Below are 21,295 nucleotides of genomic sequence, written 5' to 3'. Positions count from 1 at the left end.
GGTACCCGAACCCGCACGAGGGGAGAACGAGAATGGCCGACACGTCGCGTCGGAGTGAGGCCGCGCAGACCGCGCGGCGGGAGCCCGCCTACGAGGAGGCCGCGACCGGCTGGGCCGGTTGGGTCGTCTTCGCGGGCGTGATGATGATCCTGGTCGCTGCCTTCCAGGTGGTGCAGGGGCTCGTAGCCCTGGTCAACGACAACTACTACGTGGTGACGTCGGCGGGCCTGGTGCTGAACCTCGACTACACGGTCTGGGGGTGGACGCACCTCATCCTCGGTGTCCTCATCGGCCTGACGGGTGTGGGGCTGCTCGCCGGCAACACCGCGGCGCGCGTCGCCGGGGTGGTGCTGGCCGGGCTCAGCGCGCTGGTCAACCTGGTGTTCATCGCCGCCTACCCGGTGTGGTCGATGATCGTGATCGCGCTCGACGTCATCGTGATCTACGCGATCGTCGTCCACGGGCGCGAGCTGAAGTCCACGACGTACTGAGCGCAGACCCCGTCGGGCCCGCGCGACCGGCCGGTCGCGCGGGCCCGACGGCCTGCGATCAGGTTCTGCCGCTCACGCCTTGGCCACCTCCTCCTCGACGCCCGCGGCCGCGGCCGCCAGTCCGAACGCGCGCAGGATCTTCCCCGCGGCCGAGGCCACCCGGGCGCTGCCGACGACCGGCGCGACGGCGATGAGAGCGCCCTGCGCATCCTCGACGGTCACCCCCGCCTCGGAGGCCAGCCCCAGGTTGATCAGGTACGACACCGGAGCGGCGTCCATCGCGACGAGCGCGGCGAGCCGGACGAGGAAGTAGGTCCTGTCATCGAGCCCGGAGTTCTCGAAGGAGTCCAGGTTCATGGCGACGAGGCGCTCGAGGACGGGCCCGTCGCCGGAGGCGATGTCGCTCAGCGCCGACTGCGTGGCCGATGCCTCGCGTGGCTCGGGAATGGTCATGGCTCCTCCTGGGGATGGTGGGGATACCCGCGGTCCGGGTCCCGCCACCGTCGCGCCCGCCGGCCGGGGTCTGCCTCATCCGGCCGGGGTGAGGGCCGGCCCGGAGCGTGCACGCATGCTCGACGGGCCACCGGTCCGGGCGTCGTGCCCGGCCCTCGCGGTGGCGACCGACGCGGTGGAGGGACACCATGCGCCGCTTCCTCACCGGGCTGCTGATCCTGCTCAGCGCCGTGAGCCTGCTGCTCGCCAGCACCTCGCTGTGGACCCGCCGGCACGTGATCAACACCGAGGTGTTCGTCGCAGACACCGAGACGATGCTGGCCCAGCCCGCGGTGCAGGCGCGGATCACCGACCGGGTGACCAGCACCGTCATGGCGACCCCGGAGGTGCAGCAGGCGGTCGACGACGCGGTCGCGGTGCTGCCCGACCGGCTGCAGCGCTTCGAGCCGACCATCGAGGAGGGCATCCGCTCGATCGTGGCCACCGGCACCCAGCGGCTGCTCACCTCCGACCGGTTCACCGACCTCACCGACGCGGCGCTGACCTCGGCCCACACCCAGCTGGTCGCCGGCGAGCCGGTGCGGTTCACCCTGGGCCAGGCCAAGGACCTCGTCCCCGCGGACCGGCGCGACGGCGTGGCCGGTCAGGTGCTCAGCCTCGTTCCCGACGACGTCGGCGTCACGCTCGTGACCCCCGCCGACGCCCCGCAGCTCTACACCGCGATCGACCTGCTCCAGTCGGTGTGGTGGTGGTTCGGCGTGCTGGCCCTGGCCACGCTGGCCGGCGCGCTGGCGCTGTCGCGGAACCGGCGCGGCACGCTGCGGGCCTGGGCAGTCACGACCGCGGTGCTCGGGCTGCTGGCGCTGGTCGCGCTGCGGGTGGCGCGCGGGCCGGTGCTGTCGGCCGCCCAGCCGATCAACCGCGACGCGGTCGGCGCGATCTGGGACGTCGTCGCCGGCAGCCTGCGCGCCTGGACGATCTGGCTGGTCGCCCTGGCGCTCGTGGTGCTCGTGCTGACCCTGGTCTGGGGCCGGCTCGGACTGGTCGCGGCCGTCCGCCGCGGGGCGCGCACCGCCGCCGAGCAGGTCCGCCACCGGCGCGAGGAGCACGCCGCCGCCCGCGCCCTGGCTGCCGAGCGGGCCCCGGGCGAGCCCGGTGCCGTGGTCCCGGCGGGCGAGAGCTGGCCGCGCCGGGTCGCCGCCGATACCCGGGCGTTCGTCGCCGGCATGGACCTCGACCGGCGCGTCGCCGGGCTGGGCACCTTCGTCGCCGCCCACCTGCGCCCCGCGCGGTGGATCGGGATCGTGGCCGGCGCGGTCGTCCTGCTGCTCTGGCCGGCGCCGACGCTGTCGGTGCTGGTGTGGATCGCGGCGCTGGTCGCGCTCTGGCTCGGGCTGCTGGAGTGGCTCGCGGCGCGGGCGCCCGAGCCGGCCGCCGAGGCGCCCGCGGAACCCCCGGTCCCGCCGCCAGCCCGGCCCGCTCCGGCCGGAGGGGAGGCGGCGGGCCAGCCCCTCCCCGCGCCGGCGCCCGGCGCGCCCTCCCCGGACCAGGCGCCCGTGCCGAGCGCGCGACCGTCCACCGACGGGGTCCCCGGCGCCACCCTCGTCGTGACCCGTTCCGCGGAGCCGGCCGTGCCGCCCCTACCCGCGGCCGGCGCGCTGACCCCCGAGGTGCTCGCCGGACTCGGGGGCCGGCTGGACCTGATCGTGCGCCTCGGCGCGGCGCACGATGCCGGCGTCCTCACCGACGACGAGTTCGCCCGGGAGAAGAACCGGCTGCTCGCGCTGTGACCGCAGCGGTCCTCAGCCCCTCCTGCGCCGCTGGACCGCGTCGAGGATCGCCTTGAACCCCAGGCCCAGCACGACGAGGTTGCAGACCATCTGCACGGTCACCAGGATGCGCGCCACCTCGGTGACCGGCGTGATGTCGCCGAAGCCCACCGTGGTGAACACGGTCACGACCAGGTAGAGGGCGTCCGTGCGGCTGAGCGCCTCGGTGAACGAGCCCGGCACCGACCCGTCGAGCACGACGTAGACCACGGCGAACAGCAGCAGGAACAGCGGAACGATCAGCGCCAGCGCCTCCACCGCCCGCAGGCCCGGATAGGGCGAGCGCAGCACCGCCCGCACCTGCCAGCCCACCAGCACGCCGACCGCGAGCAGCCCGCCCAGCAGGGCGACCACGGTCCCGGCGCTGAAGTCCCGCTCCAGCGGGAGCCGGTAGAAAAGCACCAGCAGGGCGGCGACGGTCAGCGTCGTCCGGAGCCCGGCGCGGGCGAGCGCGCGCCGCGCCGGCAGGTACCGCGTCGGCGTGGAGGAGGGGCCCGCGTGGCCGGTGGGGGGAAGGCCGTCCACGCCGTCCGAGGGTGGACCGTCCGCGGCCGGCTCGCTGTCCTCCGGCCCGCGGGGACCGAGCCGGGTCACAGGCCGGTGCGCGCCGTCACCCGCCCGGCCGCCACGGCGTCGGCGAGCGCGCGGTGGTCGCGCTCGCTCAGGTCGGCACAGGTCTCGGCGAACTCGACCAGCGCCCGGGTCAACCGCTTCCGGCGCCGGACGTCCAGCCGCGGCGCGACCACCTGCTGCAGGCCGGCCGCGTCGACGGAGCTGTACCAGACCTCGAGATCGCGCATGGCGGCGAACCGCGCCATCGCGGCCCGGTACCGCGCGACGGTGGCGGTGACGATCTCCTGCGGGACGTCGTGGCGTCGCGCCTTGCCCGCCGCCCGCCGCTCCGCAGGGGACGGGGCGGTGTCCGCTCGGGCGGTCAGCACGTCGAGGCCACGTCGTGGGACAGGGTGCGGACGTCCGCCCCGAGCGTGCGGATCGCCGTCCCCACGCCGCGCAGGGTCTCCGCCGAGGCAGTGCCCTGCGCGGTCTGCACCGCGGACTCGACGGCGGCCAGGTCCGTCTTCAGCTGGTCGGTCTGTTCGGCGTACTGGCCCTGCGCGTCCCGGACGACGTCCTGCGCGTCGGCCTTGACGGCGCCGAGGGAGCTCTGCACCGCGGCCACCCCCGAGGCGCCGACGTCCACGTCGCCGAGGGCGTTCACCGAGGTCTGCAGCGCCGCGACCGAGGAGCACACCGGCTGGCCGGTTCCAGTGGGGGCGCCGGTCGTGGTGGCGGCGCTCGTGGTGGCGGCGGTCGTGGTGCCGGTGGCGGCGGACCCGCCGTCGCCCCCGCACCCGGCCGCCGCTGCCCCGAGGAGGAGGACCAGCACCCCGGCCATCCGTGTCCGGCTCATGCGCCCACGGTCATCAACCCGGGGTGGCCGCGGATCCTCCCCCCCGGATGATGTGCGCCCACCGCGGGCCGCGACAGCCTGGGGGCGTCCGTCGTCAGCGGCGGCGGTGCCGGCTGCGGTGCACGTCGCTGCCTGCGAAGGAGGACCCATGGCCGACGTCTCCTCCCGCTCGTCCCGCTCACCTGAACGGGGGGCCCGCCTCGGCAGGACGGGACTGATCGTCTTCGGCGGCGCCACCGTCGCCGTGGGGATCGTGCTGCTGTTCAACCCCGTGGCCGCCGCGCGGACCCTCGCCTTCCTCATCGGTCTGGCTCTCGTGCTCGCCGGCTGCCTGGAGATCGCCGGCTCGCAGGCCAGCGGCCGCCGGTGGGGTCCGGTCCTGGTCGGCGCGATCCTGATCGTCGGCGGCCTGGTCGCGGCCTTCTGGCCCGGCATCACGCTGTGGACGCTGGCGGTCATCACCGGCGTCTCGCTGCTCCTGCACGGGGTGGTACGGATCGCGCTGGCCGTCGCCGCCCGCCGGGAGGTCCCCACCTGGGGCTGGCTGGCCTTCGCCGGTGTCCTCAACGTCGTCGTCGGCATCATGGCCCTGGCGTGGCCGCAGGTGACGGTGCTGGTGCTGTCGGTGCTGCTCGGCATCCAGGTGCTGCTCTTCGGCGGCTTCCTGCTGGCCGCGGGGCTCTCGATGCCCCGGGCGCGCTGACGGCCGGTCGTCCGCCCGCCGATCGTCCGCCCGGGATGACGCCGGCCCGCGCCGCCGGGCGCATGGTGGGCCGACTCCGCCCCACCGCTGGAGGGCACACATGACCGCACACCTCGAACGACCGGCGGCCCTGGACCAGATGGGCCCGGTCGACTACATCGTCGTGGAGTTCCCGGGGAACGGGATGACCGGGGAGGCGCTGCCGCTGCTGGTCGACCTGGTCGACCGGGGGATCATCCGCATCCTCGACCTGGCCTTCCTCCGGAAGGAGGCCGACGGCGCGGTCACCACGCTGAGCATGGTCGACCTCGAGGGGATGGGCATGCTCGAGGCGCTGCTGTTCGACGGTGCGGCCTCCGGCCTGCTCGGGCCGGAGGACCTCGACGAAGCAGCCCACGCCCTGGAGCCGGGGAACGCCGCCGGGGTGCTGGTGTACGAGAACGTCTGGGCCGCCCCGTTCGCCGTGGCGCTGCGCCGGGCCGGCGGCCAGCTCGTCGCCTCCGGGCGCATCCCGATCCAGTCCCTGCTCGAGGTCCTCGACGCGGCCGAGAAGGCCGGCGGGACCCCGCCCGTCCCCACCCCCAGGAGCTGACATGCCGGGTCTCCTCCGAGGCGTCGCCCGCACTGCCGTGATCGCCGGGACCGCCACCTCCGTGTCCAACCGGGTCTCCCGCCGCCAGGCGGGGCGCTGGGGCGCCCAGGAGGCGGCCTACGCCGAGCCCGCGCCTGCCCCCGGGCCGGCGGCTCCGCCCGCGGGCACGGACACGGCGACCAAGCTGGCGCAGCTGCGCGAGCTCGGCGAGCTCCGGAAGACCGGCGTCCTGGACGACGCCGAGTTCGAGCTGCAGAAGGCGGCGATCCTCAACTCCTGAGTCACTGCCACCGGCTGCCGGGACGTCGGTCGCTGGGCATCTCGCCCGTCGTGCGAAGCAACCACGAGCCGGAGCAGCCCGTTTCTGCCGTACCTCGAACCTATGTTCGATGCATGCCGCGGGTCCTGGGTGCGATGTCGATCGGGGGGTCCTCCTCGACTGGGCCGTCGGCGTGCCCGCGGCGGCGTCGCGGCTGCCGGTGGCGCTGCTGTCGCGGGAGCAGAAGGCCGCGGAGCTGGCGCGGCTGCAGGCGGAGAAGGCGATGCGCGCCGCCTACGAGGCCGAGCTGATCCTCGCCCTGGCCGATGACACCCCCGCGCTGCCCGATGACCATCCGGCGGCGCGGAAGGGGTCGTGGGCGGCCGACGGCGAGCTGCCCGGCGTGGCGGAGTCGTTCACCCACGAGCTGTCGATGGTGCTCACCTGCGGCCGCGGGACCGCCTCCCACGCCGCCCGGCGGGCCTGGACCTACCGGGAGAACCTGCCCGCCACCTGGGCGGCGCTGGCGGCCGGCACGCTGGACGAGGCGCGGGCCAGGGCGCTGGCCGAGGTGCTGGTGCACGCCCGGCCGGAGGTGGCCCGCGGGATCGAGGCGCAGCTGCTGCCCCGAGCCGGGGACCTCTCGATCGGCACGCTGAGGAAGCTCGCCCTGCAGCTGCTCCTGGAGCGGGACGCCGCGGCGGTCGGCCAGCGCCGCCGGTCGGCCCAGCGGCAGGCCGACGTGCGCACCTACCCCTCACCGCTGGATGGGATGAGCACGCTGGCCGCCGAGCTGCCCACCCCGGCGGCGGCCTGCTACGAGGTCGTCGACCGGCTGGCCCAGATGCTCAAGGCCGACGGTGACCCCCGCCCGATCGGCCAGCTGCGGGCGCAGGCGCTGGCCGATCTCCTCCGCCGGCTCTGGGACGACTCCCGGCCGGCGGTCACCGCGCGGCTGACCATCGTCGCCACCCTGGCCGGCCTCGCGAGGCGCTCCAGCCAGGCCGGTGAGGTCAACGGGCCACCGATCACCGCCGCGCACCTGCGGGAACTGCTGGATGACCTGCAGGCCCTCGCCCCCGGGGGGCTGCAGTCCCCGCCCGGCGGCGCGGCGGTGCTGGCCCTCACCGACACCGGCGGGGCGCTGCTGGCCACCGCCACCCTCGACCAGCTGGCCCGGCTGGCCCGCCGCGGCTGCCCCACCCACCCCGCGGGCGACTGCAGCTGTCCGCTGCTCGGCCGCGGGCGGGCACCGAGGCCTACCCGCCCACCGGTGCGCAGCACGCCTTCGTCACCACCCGCGACCGCGCCTGCCGGTTCCTCAACTGCGGCCAGCGCGTCGGCTGGGCCGACCTCGACCACGTCGTCGCGCACGCCGACGGCGGCCAGACCGACTGCGGCAACCTGTGCTGCCTGTACCGCAGCCACCACCGGCTCAAGACCCGGGACAAGACCTGGCGCTTCGTCATGACCGCCGACGGCGTCCTCCAGGTGACCACCCCCTCCGGCATCACCCGCACCACCCGGCCGCCGGGCCTGCAGCCACCAGCCCCTGAACCAGCACCGAGCCCGGAACCTCCACCGAGCTCGGAACCTCCACCACCGGCGGACCCGGACGACGATCCGCCACCGTTCTGACCTCACCGCAGGTCGTGCCGACCCGCCCGCTGGCCGCCACCCTCCACACGGCTGCCCCCCGCTCCTGAGGCACCCGACCTCGCTTGCACTCAGGGTCGGTGCACGCCGTCGGCGTCCGGGGAGGGCCAGTCGTAGACCACCGACGTCCGCAGGACGGCGTCCTGGATCGAGTGGTTGCGCCGGCTGACCAGCACCCACAGCAACCCGATCGGGAAGGCGACGCACAGCGCGGCACGCAGGGTGGCCCGCGGTCGCCGCAGCTGCTCCCCGCGAGCTCCGCCCACCCGCAGGCCGAGCACCTCGTCGCCGTAGGTGCGCCCGCCCCCGCCCCACGCCAGCGCGAAGTAGACGAACAGGACGACGCCGCCGAGCAGCAGAAGCAGGGACGGGGGCGGGACCGGGAACCGGAAGGCCACCGGGTCCAGCAGGAACCGGCCGGCCGCGACCGCGACGTACCCGGCGGCCAGGAGGAGGACCACCACCCCGGCGTCGAGGGCGTTGGCCAGCAGCCGGGTGACCAGCCCGGCACGCCGGCCCTGGACGACCGGGCGCGCGGCCGGCACCGGAGCGGGGGTGTGGGGGGCGCGCCACGGATAGCGCGCGGTCGCCGCGGCCCGGCTGCCGTCCGGAAGGCCGCCGGCGCGCTCCCGGTCAGGGGCGGCCACGGCCGGGGGCCCCGTCCGGACCGGGCGCCGTCCCGCCGGCCGGTCCGTCGTTCGTGCTGTGCCGCCCGTGGTGGCGCAGGAGGAGCCGGTCGACCATCCGCTCCACCGCCCGGTCGGCATCCGCGCCCTGGCTGCGGACACCGCGGACCACGTCGGAGCTGATCGACCCCGTGGAGGCGCGGATCAGCCCGGACAGGTCGATCTGGTCCAGCACGTACCGGGTCAGGCCGACGACGTCGAGCCGCTCGACGATCGCGTCGAGGTCCAGGCGGGTGGCGATCGCGTCCACGTCGACCCGCGCGAGGATCGGCTCGAGGTCCAGGCGGCCCGCGATCCGGTCGACGTCCACCCGGTCGATGACGGCGTCGAGGTCGAGCCGGGTGGCGATCGCGTCCACGTCGACCCGCGCGAGGATCGGCTCGAGGTCGAGCCGGGCGGCGATCCGGTCGACGTCCACCCGGTCGATGACGGCGTCGAGGTCGAGGCGGGCGGCGATCGCGTCCAGGTCGAGGCGGTCGAGGATCGCGTCGAGGTCGACCCGCACGACCACCCGGTCGACGTCCAGCCGGGCGGCGATGCGGTCGAGGTCGACGTGCGCCCGGACGAGGTCGGCCACGTCGATGCGGGTGAGCACGGCCTCGACCACGCGGGGGACCAGCGCGTCGGCCAGCCGGCGCAGCTGCGCGACGGCGACCCCGCGCTCGACGGTGCCGTGCGCGGCCACCGCCTGCCCGGCCTGCCGTGCCGCCCTCCGCACCGCCGCGGGCAGGGGCAGGCGGGCCCACGCGGTCCGGGGGAGGCGCCCGGCTGCGCGGGTGGCGGCCACGGCCAGGGCGGCCAGCCCGATCGCGAGGTCGGCACCGGCCGGTGGGGGCACCGTCGGCAGCGCGGCGGGCGCCGGCCGTGCGACCGCCGGCAGGGGTCCCGCGGGCTCGGCACCGGTCATGCCCGCCCCCTTCGTCGCGGCACCCCAGCGTGGCCCGGCCGGCGGGCGGGGCCCTCATCCGTTCCGGGTGACTGCCGGTCGGCGGTGCCCGAGGATGGGGGCGTGGAGCGGACGACGGCCAAGCCGCTGCGCGATGTGATCGCACCCGGCCTCGACGTCCTCTTCTGCGGGATCAACCCCTCCCTGCTGTCGGCCGCCCGCGGGCACCACTTCGCCCGCCCGGGCAACCGGTTCTGGCCGGCGCTGCACCTGGCCGGCCTCACCCCGCGGCGGCTGGCGCCGGAGGAGGACGGCGAGCTGCCCCGCTACGGCCTGGGCGTGACCAACCTCGTCGACCGGCCGACCCGGGCGGCCGCCGAGCTCGACCCGGTCGAGCTGCGGGCCGGCGCGGTGGCCCTGGCCGAGCTGGTGGCCCGCTACCGCCCCCGGGTGCTGGCGGTCCTGGGCATCACCGCCTGGCGGCGCGCCTTCGACCGCCCGCGGGCCACCACGGGTCCGCAGCCCGAGCGCATCGGGGGAGCGGCCACCTGGGTGGTGCCGAACCCGAGCGGCCTCAACGCCCACCACCAGCTGCCGGACCTCGCCCGCATCTACGGGCAGCTGCGCGGGCCGTGAGTCGGCGGCAGCGGCGGCGCTCGGTGCACGTTCTGCGCACGAACTCCCCGGTGCCCGTGACGTGCGGCCGGTGCCGCGTGTCGCCGCAGACTGACCGTTCCTGCTGGCGGAAGCGGGCGTGGCGCAGGTTGCCCGCGCTGACAGGATCCGGGCATGCCGGTTCCGGGAGACTCCAGCCGTCTCGCTTCGCTGTCGCTGACCAACACGACCGTCGACTCGGTGGTCGATGACCCCGGGGACGCGACGACGCCCCCCTCCTGCCGCGTCCAGCTCACCATCACCCACCCGCCGGCCGGTGACCGCGTCACCGTCTGGGTGTACCTGCCGGCCGACACCTGGAACGGCCGCTTCCAGGGCGTCGGCGGCGGAGGGTTCCTCGGCGGCTCGCCGGAGTTCCTGCTCGACCCGCTGCGCGCCGGGTACGCGGCCGCGGCTACCGACGCCGGGCACCCCGACGCGACCGCGTCGTTCGCGCTCGACGACCGCAACCGGCTCTCCTGGCAGCGGATCAAGGACTTCGGCCACCTCGGCATCCACGACATGACCGTCGCGGCGAAGGCAGTCGTGACCGCCTACTACGGCCGGCCGCCGGCCTACTCCTACTTCAACGGCTGCTCCACCGGCGGGCGGCAGGGCCTCATGGAGGCCCAGCGCTACCCGGCCGACTACGACGGCATCCTCTCCGGCGCCCCGGCCATCAACTGGCCGCGGATGCAGACCGGCCAGATCTGGGGCCAGCTGGTCATGCTCGAGGCGGGGAACTTCGTCTCCGCGGCCAAGTTCGAGGCCGCCCTGGCGGCCATCGTCGACCAGTGCGACACCGTCGGCGACGGCATCCGCGACCGCGTGGTCGGCGACCCGCTGGGCGCCACCGTCGACTTCACCCAGCTGGTCGGCCTGCCGACGCCGGACGGCGAGCTCACCGCGGCCGACGTCGAGGTGATCCGCAAGATCGGTGAGGGCCCGCGGCGGCGCAACGGGGAGTTCCTCTGGTACGGCCTGGCCCCCGGGGCGCCCTTCGCGGGGCTGCACGACACCGCCGTCGTCGACGGCGAGCTGGTGGGGAAGCCGTTCGTGTTCGACCTGTGGTGGATCAGCCTGTTCCTGGAGCAGGACCCGTCCTGGGACTGGCGCACCCTCACCCACGAGGGGTTCGAGGCCTACTTCGACCAGGCGGTCGAGATGTACTCCGCCGTCCTGGCCGCCGACGACCCGGACCTGTCGGCCTTCGCCGACCGCGGCGGCAAGATCCTGCTGTGGCACGGGGCGGCCGACTTCGGCATCCCGTTCCAGGGCACCGTCGACTACTACGAGCGGGTCCGGGCGCGGCTCGGCGCCGAGCGCACCGACGAGTTCCTGCGGTTGTTCCTCGCCCCCGGCGTGGGCCACTGCAGCGGCGGGGTCGGTCCGCAGCCGACCGGCCAGTTCGAGGCGGTGGTCGAGTGGGTGGAGAACGGCCGGGCGCCGGAGCAGCTCACCGCTGCCCGGGTCGACGACGGCGGCGCCGTGGTGCAGACCCGGCCGCTGTTCCCCTACCCGGGCGTGGCGCGCTGGACCGGCGAGGGCGACCCGGACGACGCTGCCGCGTTCGTGCGCGCCGAGGGCACCCGGCTCGAGCTGCCCCCCCGCTGACCGCCGGCGGGCCCGTACGGGCCCGCCGGCGGCCGGCGGTCAGCCGGCGACCGCGTCCTCGGCCGGGAAGGCCGCCTGGAGGCGCGCGTGCCGGTCGGCCGCCCGCGGCAGCCACTCGCCGTGGGTCACCACGTAGGGGTCGTTGCGCCGGACGGCCTCGACCACCATCGCGCCGACGTCCTCGGGGTCGAGGAAGCGGTGCCGCCCGGACAGGGACACGTCGACGTCGCGGAGGGCGGTCGCACCGGTCGAGGGACGGGTCCGCAGGCTGTTCTTGATGTTGCTGTGCACGGCGCCGGGCAGCAGCGCGGTGGCGCCGACGAGGGATCCTGCCGCCTGCAGCTCGGCGGCCAGCACCTCGGTCAGGCCCAGGACGGCGGCCTTGCCGGCGACGTAGGGGCCGAGCCCGGCCGGCGGGAAGAACACCGACATCGACGAGGTGTTGACCACCTGGCCCCAGTCGTCGTTGCGCTCGAGCACCGGCAGGAACGCCTGCAGCCCGTGGATGACCCCGTAGAGGTTGACGTCGAGCATCCAGCGCCAGTCGTCCAGCCCGAGCCCGGCGATCGGGCCCTGGGGGCCCACGCCGGCGTTGTTGCAGACCACGTGCACCTCGCCGAACTCGGCCACGGCGCGCTCGGCCAGGGCGCTCACGCTGTCCGGGTCGGTGACGTCGGTCCGCACCCCGAGGACGCCCAGCTCGTGCGCGGCGGCGGCCAGCGCGGCCTCGTCGACGTCGGCGATCACGACATGGCAGCCGCTGGCGAGGAACGCCCGGGCCAGGCCCTTGCCGATGCCCGAGGCGCCTCCCGTCACCACTGCCGTCGTACCGGTGAACTCCACAGTGCGGGACATGCTCGGTCTCCTTCGGGTCGATGTCGTCGGACGCGGGGCGACGTCGGGCCGCCGGACCGCGGATCAGTGCAGTTCGTAGCGCTTGAGCTTGCGGTAGACGGTGGCCCGCGAGATGCCGAGCCGGTCGGCGACGGCGTTGCGGTTGCCGCCGGTCTCGCGGAGCGCCGCCGCGAGGGCCTGCCGCTCCACGCGCTCCATCTCGCCGAGCGGCCGGCCGGGTGCGCCGCCGCGGAACCGGGCGGGGAGGTGGTGCAGGCCGATCTCCGGACCGTCCGCGCGGATGCGGGCGCTGGCCAGCACCTGCAGCAGCTGGCGGACGTTGCCGGGCCAGTCCCCGGCCAGCAGGGCCGCGAGGGCCCGCGGCGCCAGCGTCACCGCCCGGCCGTCGGCTTCGGCGAGGTCGGCCAGGATGCTGCGGCAGAGTTCCGGGAACTCGCCGCGGCGGTCGCGGAGCGGGGGAACGGTCAGGATCACGGGGAAGCTCTCCCGGACGGCGAGCACGGTGCCGTCCTCGCCGCCGTCGTCCGCGGTGGTGCCGACGACCGGCGTGCGCGCGCCGGCCACCAGTGAGGCCACGGTTGCCGTCAGGGACGGCGGGATCTCCGTGGCGTGGGCCAGGAGCACCGCCGCGCGCTGGTCCTGCACGGCGTCCCGCAGGCGGCGGAGCCAGGTCTCGGGGGCCAGGAGGGCCAAGGCGCCGTCCACCTCGACGACGTTCCCGGCCCCGGCCCGGAGCACCTCCCGTGCCCGATACCGCTTGCCGCTGCCCTGCTCGCCGGTGAGGAGCACCGGCCGCCCGGCCCCCAGCGCGCGGTCGAGCAGGGTGGGGAGGTCGGCCGGGGCCGGCTCGGGGCCGGCCGCCGGACCCGGGGCCGGCCGGTCCGCAGCCACCGGCTCCAGCACCAGGACGGCGGCGAACTCGCCCCGCGGCTGCTCGACGGGCAGCACCCGGACGGTCACGGTGGCGCCCGAGCTCAACCGCCGGCGCACCGTCCGGCCTGAGGGGGCTCCGCCGGACTCGGCCACGATGCGACGCAGCAGGTCCTCGTCCGCCTCGTGCACGATCTCCCGCGCCCGCGTGCTCACCACGCACAGCCGCCGGCTGACGGCCACGACGGGGCTGCGGAACCGCCGCTGGGCGGCCAGGAACGCGTCGAGGAACTCGCGTTCGCCGTCGCTCCGGCTGGCGAGCAGCTGTGCCTCGATGGACCGGCCGATCTCCACCACCAGTGGGAGCACCGCCGCCGAGGCGTACTCCCGGCGGCAGTGCACCCCCAGCGTGCCGACATATCTCCGGGTGAACGGGTCCCGGATGACCACCCCGGTGGTCGTCAGCACCTCGCTGTCGGTCCGGAAGTGCTCGGTCCCCGAGATCAGGAATGCCTGCTGCAGCTCGTGGGCGCAGCCCAGCCCGTTGGTGCCGATGACGTCCTCGGCGAAGCAGGTCCCCGGTCGCAGGTCCTTCCGGAGGACGCGCTCGGCCTGGGGGAAGTCGCCCACGGCGGCGGTGAGCAGCCGGCACCCGCGGTCGACGAGGAAGCCCCAGGAGCTGAGGTCGGAGATCTGGTCCTTCAGCCGGTTCATGATCGGCTGGGCGACCGACGCCAGCCGGGTCCGCGGCTCGAAGGGGTCGTCGACCGGGAAGCGGGTCGCATTCGGGTCGACGCCGGCCAGCAGCGAGCGGCGCCAGGACGCCACCACCTCGGGGCGCACCCCGGGGTGGTCGGCCGGGCGCACCGTGAACGGGTCCCGGGAGAGCACGTCGTGCTTGGCCTCCCGGACCCGCTCCCACTCCGCCGCCGTGCGCGGGACCTGCGGCCCGCCCGGACCGACCCCCTCCGTCATCCCCGTTGTCCGGCGCCGACCTCAGGCCGCCACGCTGACCGGCGAGCCGTGGAGCGAGCGCGCCTTCGGCAGGACCTCGCGGGCGAACAGCTCGAGGCTGGCGCGGGCCTGGTCGTAGGGCATGCCGCCGAAGCAGGGGGCGAGGATGAGCTCGAAGTCGCCGAGGACGTCGCGGATCGCCTCGATCTGGCCGAGGATCCGCTCGGGGTTCCCCCACAGCGCGGTGGCGGCGTAGTCGTTGGCGGCCTTCTCCAGGCCGATCTCGCGGAAGTAGGCGGCGTTGGCCGCGTACCGCTCGTGGCCCTTGATGGTGGCGAAATGCTCGCCGGCCATCTCGTAGTGCTCGATGTTGGACATGAAGAACCGGTTGACGTGCTCGAAGTGCCGCTCCCGGGCGACCTCGTCGTCCTCGTGGCAGTACATGTTCACGTTCAGCGAGATCGCCGGGGCGACCTGGCCGTGCTCGGCCTCGTACAGCTCCCGGTAGCGGGTGAAGTTGGGCATGAGGTCAGGCACCGGCCGGACGATGAACGACATCATCCGGGCCTTCAGCTTCGCGGCCATGACCAGCGAGTCCGGCGAGCCGGCCACGACGTACCGGCGGCCGTCGAAGGAGCCCCGCGGGCGCGGTCGCAGCTCGGCGCGCGGCTGGGGGTAGAAGGGCCCGTCGCCCTCCATGACGCCGGTCTCCAGCGCCTCGAAGATCATCGGGGCGGCCTCGTCGAACCGGTCCCGGGTCTCGTCCAGCGGAATGCGGAAGGGCACGTACTCCTTGCGGGACAGCCCGCGGCCCAGGCCCAGCAGCAGCCGGCCGTCGGAGATGGTGTCGAGCATGAGCGCCTTCTCGGCCACCCGCAGCGGGTCGTTCCAGGGCACGATCACCGCGCCGGTGCCCAGCTTGATCTGCTGGGTGCGGCCGGCGAGGTGCGCCAGCAGCAGGAGGTTGTCCGGGCACAGCGAGTAGTCCTCGAAGTGGTGCTCCACGGCCCAGACGCTGTCGAACCCGAGCCCTTCGGCGCGCACGGCGAGGTCGATCTCCCCGTCGTACATCTGCTCGTCGGTCAGGTCCGGGTCGAGCTTCCCGAAGCCCAGGTTGATGCCGATGCTCAGCACAGCCGGTTCCACCTCTCCGTGGGTACGTGTGGCGTCCCCCGCCGATCCCACCCGTCGAGGGGGGCGTGCCGGCGGCCTGTGATGCAGGTCATCCAGGGGACGGCTCGTACCGTACGGATCCTCCGGCGCCAGATCGTCTCACTTTGAGACTCCCGCCTGCGGCCGGCCCAGGATTCGATGTCGGCCGTGACGTGCTTGACCCGGGGTCCTCGCCGTACCCGGAGTGCGTGAAGCCGCCGTGGGGCACCTCCGCGACCAGCGGGATGGCCCACTCCGCGACCAGGGTGAACTGCTCGTCGCCGACTTTGACGCCGGTCTCCCGGTGCGAGTGCTCCGGGTGCGGTCGCGACAACGACGGTCGCGACAATGACATCGCCATGTCGAGGTGGTCGACACCGGCGGCCAGAGCCGCCGGAACAACGGCAGCACGAAACGGGGATCGACGGCGTTGAGCAGCACGTCGCAGCGGTGGGCGCTCAGCAGCGCCCGGACGGCGGCCGCCCCGCCGGCGTCCACCCGGGCGGGCACGAACCGCGGGTCACCGACCGCGGCCACCTTCTGCTCTGCACGGGAGGTCGCATGAGCGCGGACCCCGCCGACGTCGCCGTCCGCCCCGCGGCCGGGCCGGGTCTCCGACCGGGGGCGATCGGGTTCCCCGACGCCCTGGTGATCGGCCTGGCGGCGACCTCCCCGGCCTACTCCCTGGCCGCGATCATCGGGCCGATCGTCGCCCTGGTCGGCGTCCACGCCCCCGGCGTCCTGCTGGCCTCCTTCGTGCCGATGCTGCTCATCGCCTCGGCCTTCCACCACCTCAACCGGGCGGACCAGGACTGCGGGACGACGTTCTCCTGGGTCACCCGCGCGATGGGGCCGTGGGCGGGCTGGATCGGCGGCTGGGCGATCACCATGACCGGCGTCCTGGTGATCGGCTCGCTGGCCGAGGTCGGCGTGCGCTTCACCCTGCTGGCGGCGGGGCTGGACGGCTGGGCGGACTCCCGGCCGGCGGTGATGGTGCTCTCGGTACTGCTCATCCTGCTCATGACCGCGCTGTGCGTGCTGGGCACGGAGATGTCGGCGCGGGTGCAGAACGGGCTGATCGTGGCCCAGACGATCGCCCTGCTCGTGTTCGCCGTGGTCGCCATCGTCCGCGGGGTGAACGGCGACAGTCCCTTCGGCGGGCTCACCCCGGCGCTGAGCTGGCTCGACCCGTTCGGCGCGGGCGGGGCGTCGCTGACCGGCGGCCTGCTGCTCGGCGTCTTCGCGTACTGGGGCTGGGAGTCGGCGGTCAACCTGACCGAGGAGACCCGGGACCCGGTCCACGCCCCCGGCCGGGCGGCGGTGCTGTCGACCGTCGTCCTGCTGCTCACCTACGTCGGCGTCGCCTACGCCGTCGTCGCGTTCGCCGGCACGCAGTTCCTCAGCGAGAACGCCGACGAGGAGGAGTCGATCTTCGCGCTGCTCTCCACCGAGGCGCTCGGCGGCTGGGACTGGGTGGTGCTGCTCGCCGTCGCCACCTCGGCGATCGCCTCCACCCAGACCACGATCATCCCGGCCTCACGGACCGGGCTGTCGATGGCCCGGCGAGCCGCGCTGCCGCAGCGGTTCGCGCACATCTCGCCGCGGTTCCGCACCCCGGACGTCTCCACCTGGTGGGTCGCCGGCATCGCCATCGCCTGGTACGTGGTCGTCAGCCTGCTCAGCGAGAACGCGCTGTTCGACTCGATCACCGCGCTGTCGCTGCTGATCGCCTTCTACTACGCGCTCACCGGTATCGCCTGCGCGGTGTTCTTCCGTCGGCAGCTGACCCGCAGCGTCTCGACGTTCCTGCTGGTCGGGGTCGGCCCGGTGGCGGGGGCGCTGATGCTGGTCTGGTTGCTGGTGCTCTCCCTGCGCGACCTGTCCGACCCGGCGAACTCCTACACCGGGCAGGCCTGGCTGGGCGTCGGGCCGCCGCTGGTCATCGGGATCGGCATCTTCGTCGCCGGGCTGGTGCTGATGGTCGTGTGGTGGATGCGGGACGCGCGGTTCTGGCAGGAGCAGCCCGGCGTGGCCGGGGAGCCGCGGGGAGCAGGGGCGCAGCGGTGAGCATCGTGCTGGGAGTGGGGTCAGATGGGCCACGTCGCCATTCCGGCCCGGCGCCGGGCCGGCGCAGGTGCACGGACGGGGAGAGCGGCGATGACCATCCGGGATCGGCAGTACGCGCTGGATGACGTCTCGCGCGCCATCATCGAGCAGCTGCAGGAGGACGGCCGGCGGCCCTACGCGCGGATCGCCACAGCCGTCGGGCTCTCGGAGGCGGCGGTCCGGCAGCGGGTGCAGCGGCTGGTCGACGCCGGCGTCATGCAGATCGTGGCCGTCACCGACCCGCTGCACCCGGGGTTCTCCCGCCAGGCCATGGTCGGGGTGCGCACCAGCGGCGACGTGCGCGCGGTCGCGGACACGCTCGCGGCGCTGCCCGAGGTGGACGACGTCGTCATCACCTCGGGCTCGCTCGACGTCCTCGCCGAGGTCGTGTGCGAGGACGACGACCAGCTGCCGGACGTCGTGGCGAGGATCCGGGCGGTGGAGGGCGTGACGTCGACCGAGACGTTCCTGTACCTGGGGCTGCGGAGACAGACCTACGCCCGGGGAACGCCGCACCGGGGGCCGCTGTCTGCCGTCCCCGAGGAGTGAGGCGGGCCGATCCGGGCCTCAGGCGGCCCGGGCCCGCGCGAGCGCCCGGCTGTGCGCTCCACCGACCCCGCGCGTCAGCGCGAAGCGGAGTTCCAGCAGCTCGTTGAGGGTCGCCTCGGCCGTCTCGCACTCGGTGAGCGCCTCGCCGGTCGGGTACTCGGTGAACCCGGTGCGGGCGGTGCCGAGGGCTGAGTGCGCCGCGGTGATGCGGCGGTCGATCTCGGGCAGCAGATCAGCAGGCAGCGTGGTCATGGGGAACTTCCCGGCGGGGGTGATCTACCGGGGGTGCTGCTTCCCGAGCCCGCCGGGCTGTGCGGTACCCGCCGCTGCCGCGCTCATTCCCCCGTCCGCCGGTCCCTGTCCGGCAGGTCGGGGACCGCCGTCACGCGGACCGGCCCAGCAGCTCCTTGAGCGTGCGGTCGATGAACTCGTTGTCGGGGGCGTGCAGCCCGAGGCCGCCGAAGTGGCCCCAGATGGTGTCGATGACCCGCACCTCGCCGTTCGGGATGAGCTTGATCGCCCACTCCTCGTCCTCGGGCGGGAAGTACAGGTCGGTGCGGGCCGGCATGGACACCAGCGGGCAGCGGATGGATCGCAGCGCCGCCTCGGTGTCCCCCTCGAACCCCGGTGTCTGCCCGACGTCGCCGTGCTCCCACGTCCAGAGCATGGCCAGCAGGTTGTTCGGGTCCCGGTCGTCGAGCCAGAACCCCTCCCAGAACCCGACGAGGAAGTCCTCCAGCGAGGAGTAGCCGATCGACCGGTACTCCCGCTGCCAGTAGAAGGCCTGGGACAGCCCCCAGCCGGCGTAGATGCGGGCGAAGGCCCGCAGCCCCTGGGTGGGGCGCGCGTCGGGGGAGTAGCGGCCGCCCCGGAAGTCCGGGTCGAGGGTGAGCGTCGCGCGCAGGCTCTTCAGGAAGACCTGGTTGTGCTCGCTGGTGCGGGGGGAGCCGACGATCGGGGCGGCCCGCCGGACCATCTCGGGGTGGCTGACCGCCCACTGGTAGGTCTGCCCGGCGCCCATGGAGGAGCCCAGGACCAGTTCCAGCGACTCGATGCCCCACTGCTCCGTGAGCAGCCGGTGCTGGGCCTGCACCTGGTCGTGAAAGGTGACCGGCGGGAAGTTCGGCCCGTCGAACGGCGGGGGCGTGTTGCTCGGCGAGGACGAGAGCCCGTTGTTGATCTGGTTCGGGACGACGATGAAGTACCGGCCCGGGTCGCAGGCCAGCCCGGGTCCGATCGACCACTCGTTGGCGTCGTGCCAGGCGCTGAACCAGGTCGGATGGAGGATCACGTTGGACCGGTCCTCGGCGAGCGTGCCGTAGGTCTTGTAGGCCAGCCGGGCGTCGCGCAGGGTCCCGCCGCCCTGGAGGGTGACGTCCCCGAGGGCGAAGAGCTCGTAGTCGGTCGGTGCAGGCATGGTCGGCGTCCCCTCGTCCGGTGTCAGCAGGGTCGCGGCTCGCGGGGGCACCCGCAATGCCCTCCCGCGCGGCGGGCCGGCCGCGGTGGCCGTACGACCGGCCGACCGGTTCCCCCGGGCGCCGCCCCGGCGTACCGTCCGCCGTGCCGCCGGGGCAGCCCCGAGACCGCAGCCTGCCCCGACAGCGGACCGCCCGGGGTGACTGATGAGCAGACCGGTCCTGCTGGCAGTGGACGACGACGGGCCGGTCCTCGCGGCGGTGGAGCGGGATCTGCGGGCGCGGTACGCCGAGCACTACCGTGTGCTCACCGCGTCCTCGGGGGGCCAGGCGCTCGACCTGTTGCGCCGGTTGCGGCTGCGCGAGGAGCCGGTGGCGCTGCTGCTGGTCGACCAGCGGATGCCGGGCACCTGTGGCGTGGAGCTGCTGTCCGCCTCGCGGCCGCTCCATCCCGAGGCCCGGCGCGTGCTGCTCACCGCGTACGCCGACACCGAGGCCGCGATCGCGGCGATCAACGACGCCGGCGTCCAGCACTACCTGCGCAAGCCGTGGCACCCGCCGGAGGAGCGGCTCTACCCGGTGCTCGACGACCTGCTCCGGACGTGGCGGCGGCCGGCGCCGGTGGCCGGCCTGCGCCTGCTGGGGGACCGCTGGTCGCCGGCCACCCACGCGCTGCGCCAGTTCCTCGGCCGCAACCTGGTGCCCTACCGGTGGATGGACGTGGAGGCCGACTGCGCGGCCCGCCAGCTGCTGGTCGTCGCCGGTGCCGACGCCGGCTCGCTGCCGGTCCTCCTTCTCGACGACGGCGAGGTGCTGACCCGCCCCGAGCCGGCGGAGGTGGCCGGCCGGATCGGCCTGCCCGCGCGCGCCCAGCGGACCGCCTACGACCTCGTGGTGGCCGGCGCCGGGCCGGCGGGCCTGGCGGCGGGCGTCCGCGGCGCCTCCGAGGGGCTGTCCACGCTGTTGCTGGAGTGCAACGCGCCGGGCGGGCAGGCCGGGGCCACCAGCCGGATCGCGAACTACCTCGGGGTCCCGGCCGGCCTCTCCGGCGCCGACCTGACCGTGCGCGCCCGCGAGCAGGCGATCCGGCTCGGCGCCGAGGTCCTCGTGCCCGCCGAGGCGGTGGGCCTGCGCCGGGCCGACCCCTACACCGTCGTCCGGCTCGCCGACGGCGACGAGGTGAGCGCCTCGACCCTGGTCATCGCCTCCGGCGTCACCTACCGGACCCTCGACGTGCCCGGCGTCGACGCCCTGTCCGGCCAGGGCGTCTACTACGGCGCGGGGCGGGCCGAGGCCGTCGACCACGCCGGCGGCGCGGTGTACGTCGTCGGCGGCGGGAACGCTGCCGGCCAGGCCGCGATCTTCCTCGGCCAGGTCGCCGCGTCGGTCACCCTGCTCGTCCGCGGCAGCGAGCTGGCCGGCACGATGTCCCGCTACCTGATCGACCGGCTGGAGGCCGCGGAGACCGTCTCGGTCGAGTACGACACCGAGGTCGTCGGCGCGGTCGGCACCGGGCGGCTCGCGGGGCTGCGGCTGCGCTCGGGCGGGACGGCGGAGCGGGAGGTGGACGCCGACGCCGTCTTCGTCTTCATCGGCCAGGCGCCGCGCACCGGCTGGCTCGAAGGCGTGGTGCGCCGCGACGAGCGCGGGTTCGTGCTCACCGGGGCCGACCTCGGCTCGCCACCGCCGGACTGGCCGCTCGACGTCCCGCCGCTGCCGTTGGAGACCTCCGTGCCGCGGGTGTTCGCCGCCGGCGACGTCCGGCGCGGGTCGACGAAGCGGATCGCCTCGGCGGTCGCCGAGGGCGCGATGGCGGTGAGCCTGGCACACGAACGGCTGGCCGGCCGGTGACGGCGCCATCGACGACGGCGCCCTCGACGACGGCGCCCTCGACGACGGCGGGTCGGACAGCCGCAGGTCGGTGAGGCGGTTCCTCCCGCCATGGTGTGGTGCCCCAGGGGCCCCCGGCGCCGTGCGGGGCGCCGGGGACCCGCCGGGCTCAGAACGGCTGCACGTGGTCGGCCTGCACGCCGCGCTCGCCCTGGCTGGCCTCGTACTCGACCCGCTGGCCCTCGTCGAGGGTGCGGAACCCGCCCTGGTCGTCGATCGCGCTGAAGTGCACGAACACGTCGGGGCCGCCGTCGTCGGGGGTGATGAACC

Annotated in this window: 23 protein-coding genes; 11 read left to right on the top strand and 12 right to left on the bottom strand. The window is 74.9% G+C overall.

Annotated elements, in window-relative coordinates; translation table 11 throughout:
• Nucleotides 1–32 precede the first annotated feature (32 nt).
• Nucleotides 33–491, top strand: a complete 459-nt coding sequence (locus BMZ50_RS12635) for a DUF7144 family membrane protein (protein WP_091324958.1) — start codon at nucleotides 33–35, stop codon at nucleotides 489–491.
• Nucleotides 492–563: 72 nt separating this feature from the next.
• Here BMZ50_RS12635 and BMZ50_RS12630 read toward each other — a convergent pair whose 3' ends face one another.
• A complete protein-coding gene (locus tag BMZ50_RS12630; RefSeq protein ID WP_091324956.1) occupies nucleotides 564–944 on the bottom strand; it encodes a carboxymuconolactone decarboxylase family protein in 381 nt (126 codons plus the stop codon).
• Nucleotides 945–1,132: 188 nt separating this feature from the next.
• Here BMZ50_RS12630 and BMZ50_RS12625 point away from each other — a divergent pair, with 188 nt between their 5' ends.
• Entirely contained in the window at nucleotides 1,133–2,734 is a 1,602-nt protein-coding gene (locus BMZ50_RS12625; RefSeq protein WP_091324953.1) for an SHOCT domain-containing protein, read from the top strand.
• 12 nt (nucleotides 2,735–2,746) lie between these two features.
• On the opposite strand, the gene BMZ50_RS12620 is transcribed toward BMZ50_RS12625, so the two are convergent.
• The 3 genes from BMZ50_RS12620 to BMZ50_RS12610 form a co-directional block, all read right to left on the bottom strand.
• Complete coding sequence (locus BMZ50_RS12620) at nucleotides 2,747–3,298, bottom strand: potassium channel family protein (RefSeq protein ID WP_218146227.1); 552 nt, start codon at nucleotides 3,296–3,298, stop codon at nucleotides 2,747–2,749.
• Between the two features lie 65 nt (nucleotides 3,299–3,363).
• Nucleotides 3,364–3,714 carry a hypothetical protein gene (locus BMZ50_RS12615; RefSeq protein ID WP_091324951.1) on the bottom strand — a complete coding sequence of 117 codons (351 nt, stop codon included), beginning with the start codon at nucleotides 3,712–3,714 and terminating at the stop codon, nucleotides 3,364–3,366.
• Complete coding sequence (locus tag BMZ50_RS12610) at nucleotides 3,708–4,184, bottom strand: hypothetical protein (protein ID WP_143087165.1); 477 nt, start codon at nucleotides 4,182–4,184, stop codon at nucleotides 3,708–3,710. The genes BMZ50_RS12615 and BMZ50_RS12610 overlap by 7 nt, the downstream gene beginning before the upstream one ends.
• A gap of 148 nt (nucleotides 4,185–4,332) precedes the next feature.
• Here BMZ50_RS12610 and BMZ50_RS12605 point away from each other — a divergent pair, with 148 nt between their 5' ends.
• From BMZ50_RS12605 to BMZ50_RS12590, 4 genes are all read left to right on the top strand, one after another.
• Nucleotides 4,333–4,887 carry an HdeD family acid-resistance protein gene (locus BMZ50_RS12605; RefSeq protein ID WP_177212767.1) on the top strand — a complete coding sequence of 185 codons (555 nt, stop codon included), beginning with the start codon at nucleotides 4,333–4,335 and terminating at the stop codon, nucleotides 4,885–4,887.
• A 100-nt stretch (nucleotides 4,888–4,987) separates the two neighbouring features.
• Entirely contained in the window at nucleotides 4,988–5,479 is a 492-nt protein-coding gene (locus BMZ50_RS12600; protein ID WP_218146226.1) for a DUF6325 family protein, read from the top strand.
• Between the two features lies 1 nt (nucleotide 5,480).
• Nucleotides 5,481–5,759, top strand: a complete 279-nt coding sequence (locus tag BMZ50_RS12595) for an SHOCT domain-containing protein (protein ID WP_091324944.1) — start codon at nucleotides 5,481–5,483, stop codon at nucleotides 5,757–5,759.
• Between the two features lie 172 nt (nucleotides 5,760–5,931).
• Entirely contained in the window at nucleotides 5,932–7,209 is a 1,278-nt protein-coding gene (locus tag BMZ50_RS12590) for a DUF222 domain-containing protein (protein WP_245753615.1), read from the top strand.
• Nucleotides 7,210–7,465: 256 nt separating this feature from the next.
• Here BMZ50_RS12590 and BMZ50_RS12585 read toward each other — a convergent pair whose 3' ends face one another.
• Nucleotides 7,466–8,041 carry an RDD family protein gene (locus tag BMZ50_RS12585; RefSeq protein WP_245753614.1) on the bottom strand — a complete coding sequence of 192 codons (576 nt, stop codon included), beginning with the start codon at nucleotides 8,039–8,041 and terminating at the stop codon, nucleotides 7,466–7,468.
• The gene (locus tag BMZ50_RS24775) at nucleotides 8,028–8,987 is read right to left on the bottom strand and encodes a hypothetical protein (RefSeq protein WP_245753613.1); all 960 of its coding nucleotides are present in this window, start codon (nucleotides 8,985–8,987) and stop codon (nucleotides 8,028–8,030) included. The genes BMZ50_RS12585 and BMZ50_RS24775 overlap by 14 nt, the downstream gene beginning before the upstream one ends.
• Before the next feature lie 102 nt (nucleotides 8,988–9,089).
• Here BMZ50_RS24775 and mug point away from each other — a divergent pair, with 102 nt between their 5' ends.
• On the top strand, nucleotides 9,090–9,602 hold the full coding sequence (gene mug, locus BMZ50_RS12580; RefSeq protein ID WP_218146225.1) for a G/U mismatch-specific DNA glycosylase: 513 nt from the start codon (nucleotides 9,090–9,092) through the stop codon (nucleotides 9,600–9,602).
• A 153-nt stretch (nucleotides 9,603–9,755) separates the two neighbouring features.
• Nucleotides 9,756–11,234 (top strand): tannase/feruloyl esterase family alpha/beta hydrolase, encoded by a 1,479-nt coding sequence (locus BMZ50_RS12575; RefSeq protein ID WP_091324937.1) that lies wholly within the window; start codon nucleotides 9,756–9,758, stop codon nucleotides 11,232–11,234.
• A gap of 39 nt (nucleotides 11,235–11,273) precedes the next feature.
• On the opposite strand, the gene BMZ50_RS12570 is transcribed toward BMZ50_RS12575, so the two are convergent.
• From BMZ50_RS12570 to BMZ50_RS12560, 3 genes are all read right to left on the bottom strand, one after another.
• The gene (locus tag BMZ50_RS12570) at nucleotides 11,274–12,089 is read right to left on the bottom strand and encodes an SDR family NAD(P)-dependent oxidoreductase (RefSeq protein ID WP_091324935.1); all 816 of its coding nucleotides are present in this window, start codon (nucleotides 12,087–12,089) and stop codon (nucleotides 11,274–11,276) included.
• Between the two features lie 63 nt (nucleotides 12,090–12,152).
• Nucleotides 12,153–13,934 (bottom strand): sigma-54-dependent Fis family transcriptional regulator, encoded by a 1,782-nt coding sequence (locus BMZ50_RS12565; protein WP_091324933.1) that lies wholly within the window; start codon nucleotides 13,932–13,934, stop codon nucleotides 12,153–12,155.
• A gap of 21 nt (nucleotides 13,935–13,955) precedes the next feature.
• The gene (locus BMZ50_RS12560; protein WP_218146224.1) at nucleotides 13,956–15,059 is read right to left on the bottom strand and encodes an LLM class flavin-dependent oxidoreductase; all 1,104 of its coding nucleotides are present in this window, start codon (nucleotides 15,057–15,059) and stop codon (nucleotides 13,956–13,958) included.
• Between the two features lie 567 nt (nucleotides 15,060–15,626).
• Between BMZ50_RS12560 and BMZ50_RS12555 the strand changes: the two genes are divergently transcribed.
• Nucleotides 15,627–17,132: an APC family permease gene (locus BMZ50_RS12555; RefSeq protein ID WP_091324931.1), complete on the top strand. Its 1,506-nt coding sequence runs from the start codon at nucleotides 15,627–15,629 to the stop codon at nucleotides 17,130–17,132.
• A gap of 90 nt (nucleotides 17,133–17,222) precedes the next feature.
• On the top strand, nucleotides 17,223–17,720 hold the full coding sequence (locus tag BMZ50_RS12550; protein ID WP_091324929.1) for an Lrp/AsnC family transcriptional regulator: 498 nt from the start codon (nucleotides 17,223–17,225) through the stop codon (nucleotides 17,718–17,720).
• 18 nt (nucleotides 17,721–17,738) lie between these two features.
• Here BMZ50_RS12550 and BMZ50_RS12545 read toward each other — a convergent pair whose 3' ends face one another.
• Both BMZ50_RS12545 and BMZ50_RS12540 read right to left on the bottom strand, forming a co-directional pair.
• Nucleotides 17,739–17,972: a hypothetical protein gene (locus BMZ50_RS12545; protein WP_091324927.1), complete on the bottom strand. Its 234-nt coding sequence runs from the start codon at nucleotides 17,970–17,972 to the stop codon at nucleotides 17,739–17,741.
• A gap of 130 nt (nucleotides 17,973–18,102) precedes the next feature.
• Nucleotides 18,103–19,137, bottom strand: coding sequence for an alpha/beta fold hydrolase (locus BMZ50_RS12540; protein ID WP_091325419.1), 1,035 nt, complete (start codon nucleotides 19,135–19,137; stop codon nucleotides 18,103–18,105).
• Nucleotides 19,138–19,342: 205 nt separating this feature from the next.
• On the opposite strand from BMZ50_RS12540, the gene BMZ50_RS12535 reads away from it, so the two are divergent.
• On the top strand, nucleotides 19,343–20,986 hold the full coding sequence (locus BMZ50_RS12535) for an FAD-dependent oxidoreductase (RefSeq protein ID WP_091324924.1): 1,644 nt from the start codon (nucleotides 19,343–19,345) through the stop codon (nucleotides 20,984–20,986).
• 148 nt (nucleotides 20,987–21,134) lie between these two features.
• Here the strand turns inward: BMZ50_RS12535 and BMZ50_RS12530 are convergent, their stop codons facing one another.
• Nucleotides 21,135–21,290 (bottom strand): cold-shock protein, encoded by a 156-nt coding sequence (locus BMZ50_RS12530; RefSeq protein ID WP_143087170.1) that lies wholly within the window; start codon nucleotides 21,288–21,290, stop codon nucleotides 21,135–21,137.
• Nucleotides 21,291–21,295 lie beyond the last annotated feature (5 nt).

The sequence above is a fragment of the Geodermatophilus ruber genome (genome assembly GCF_900114385.1).
Classification (GTDB): domain Bacteria; phylum Actinomycetota; class Actinomycetes; order Mycobacteriales; family Geodermatophilaceae; genus Geodermatophilus; species Geodermatophilus ruber.
The sequence above is the reverse complement of the archived record's forward strand: the minus strand, read 5'-3'. Positions and strand labels throughout refer to the sequence as shown.

Excerpts from the sequence above, each read along its gene's own strand:
- BMZ50_RS12635 (WP_091324958.1), top strand. The coding sequence starts at position 33 with ATGGCCGACACGTCGCGTCGGAGTGAGGCCGCGCAGACCGCGCGGCGG.
- BMZ50_RS12630 (WP_091324956.1), bottom strand. The coding sequence starts at position 944 with ATGACCATTCCCGAGCCACGCGAGGCATCGGCCACGCAGTCGGCGCTG.
- BMZ50_RS12625 (WP_091324953.1), top strand. The coding sequence starts at position 1,133 with ATGCGCCGCTTCCTCACCGGGCTGCTGATCCTGCTCAGCGCCGTGAGC.
- BMZ50_RS12610 (WP_143087165.1), bottom strand. The coding sequence starts at position 4,184 with ATGAGCCGGACACGGATGGCCGGGGTGCTGGTCCTCCTCCTCGGGGCA.
- BMZ50_RS12605 (WP_177212767.1), top strand. The coding sequence starts at position 4,333 with ATGGCCGACGTCTCCTCCCGCTCGTCCCGCTCACCTGAACGGGGGGCC.
- BMZ50_RS12600 (WP_218146226.1), top strand. The coding sequence starts at position 4,988 with ATGACCGCACACCTCGAACGACCGGCGGCCCTGGACCAGATGGGCCCG.
- BMZ50_RS12595 (WP_091324944.1), top strand. The coding sequence starts at position 5,481 with ATGCCGGGTCTCCTCCGAGGCGTCGCCCGCACTGCCGTGATCGCCGGG.
- BMZ50_RS24775 (WP_245753613.1), bottom strand. The coding sequence starts at position 8,987 with ATGACCGGTGCCGAGCCCGCGGGACCCCTGCCGGCGGTCGCACGGCCG.
- BMZ50_RS12575 (WP_091324937.1), top strand. The coding sequence starts at position 9,756 with ATGCCGGTTCCGGGAGACTCCAGCCGTCTCGCTTCGCTGTCGCTGACC.
- BMZ50_RS12570 (WP_091324935.1), bottom strand. The coding sequence starts at position 12,089 with ATGTCCCGCACTGTGGAGTTCACCGGTACGACGGCAGTGGTGACGGGA.
- BMZ50_RS12565 (WP_091324933.1), bottom strand. The coding sequence starts at position 13,934 with ATGACGGAGGGGGTCGGTCCGGGCGGGCCGCAGGTCCCGCGCACGGCG.
- BMZ50_RS12555 (WP_091324931.1), top strand. The coding sequence starts at position 15,627 with ATGAGCGCGGACCCCGCCGACGTCGCCGTCCGCCCCGCGGCCGGGCCG.
- BMZ50_RS12550 (WP_091324929.1), top strand. The coding sequence starts at position 17,223 with ATGACCATCCGGGATCGGCAGTACGCGCTGGATGACGTCTCGCGCGCC.
- BMZ50_RS12545 (WP_091324927.1), bottom strand. The coding sequence starts at position 17,972 with ATGACCACGCTGCCTGCTGATCTGCTGCCCGAGATCGACCGCCGCATC.
- BMZ50_RS12540 (WP_091325419.1), bottom strand. The coding sequence starts at position 19,137 with ATGCCTGCACCGACCGACTACGAGCTCTTCGCCCTCGGGGACGTCACC.
- BMZ50_RS12535 (WP_091324924.1), top strand. The coding sequence starts at position 19,343 with ATGAGCAGACCGGTCCTGCTGGCAGTGGACGACGACGGGCCGGTCCTC.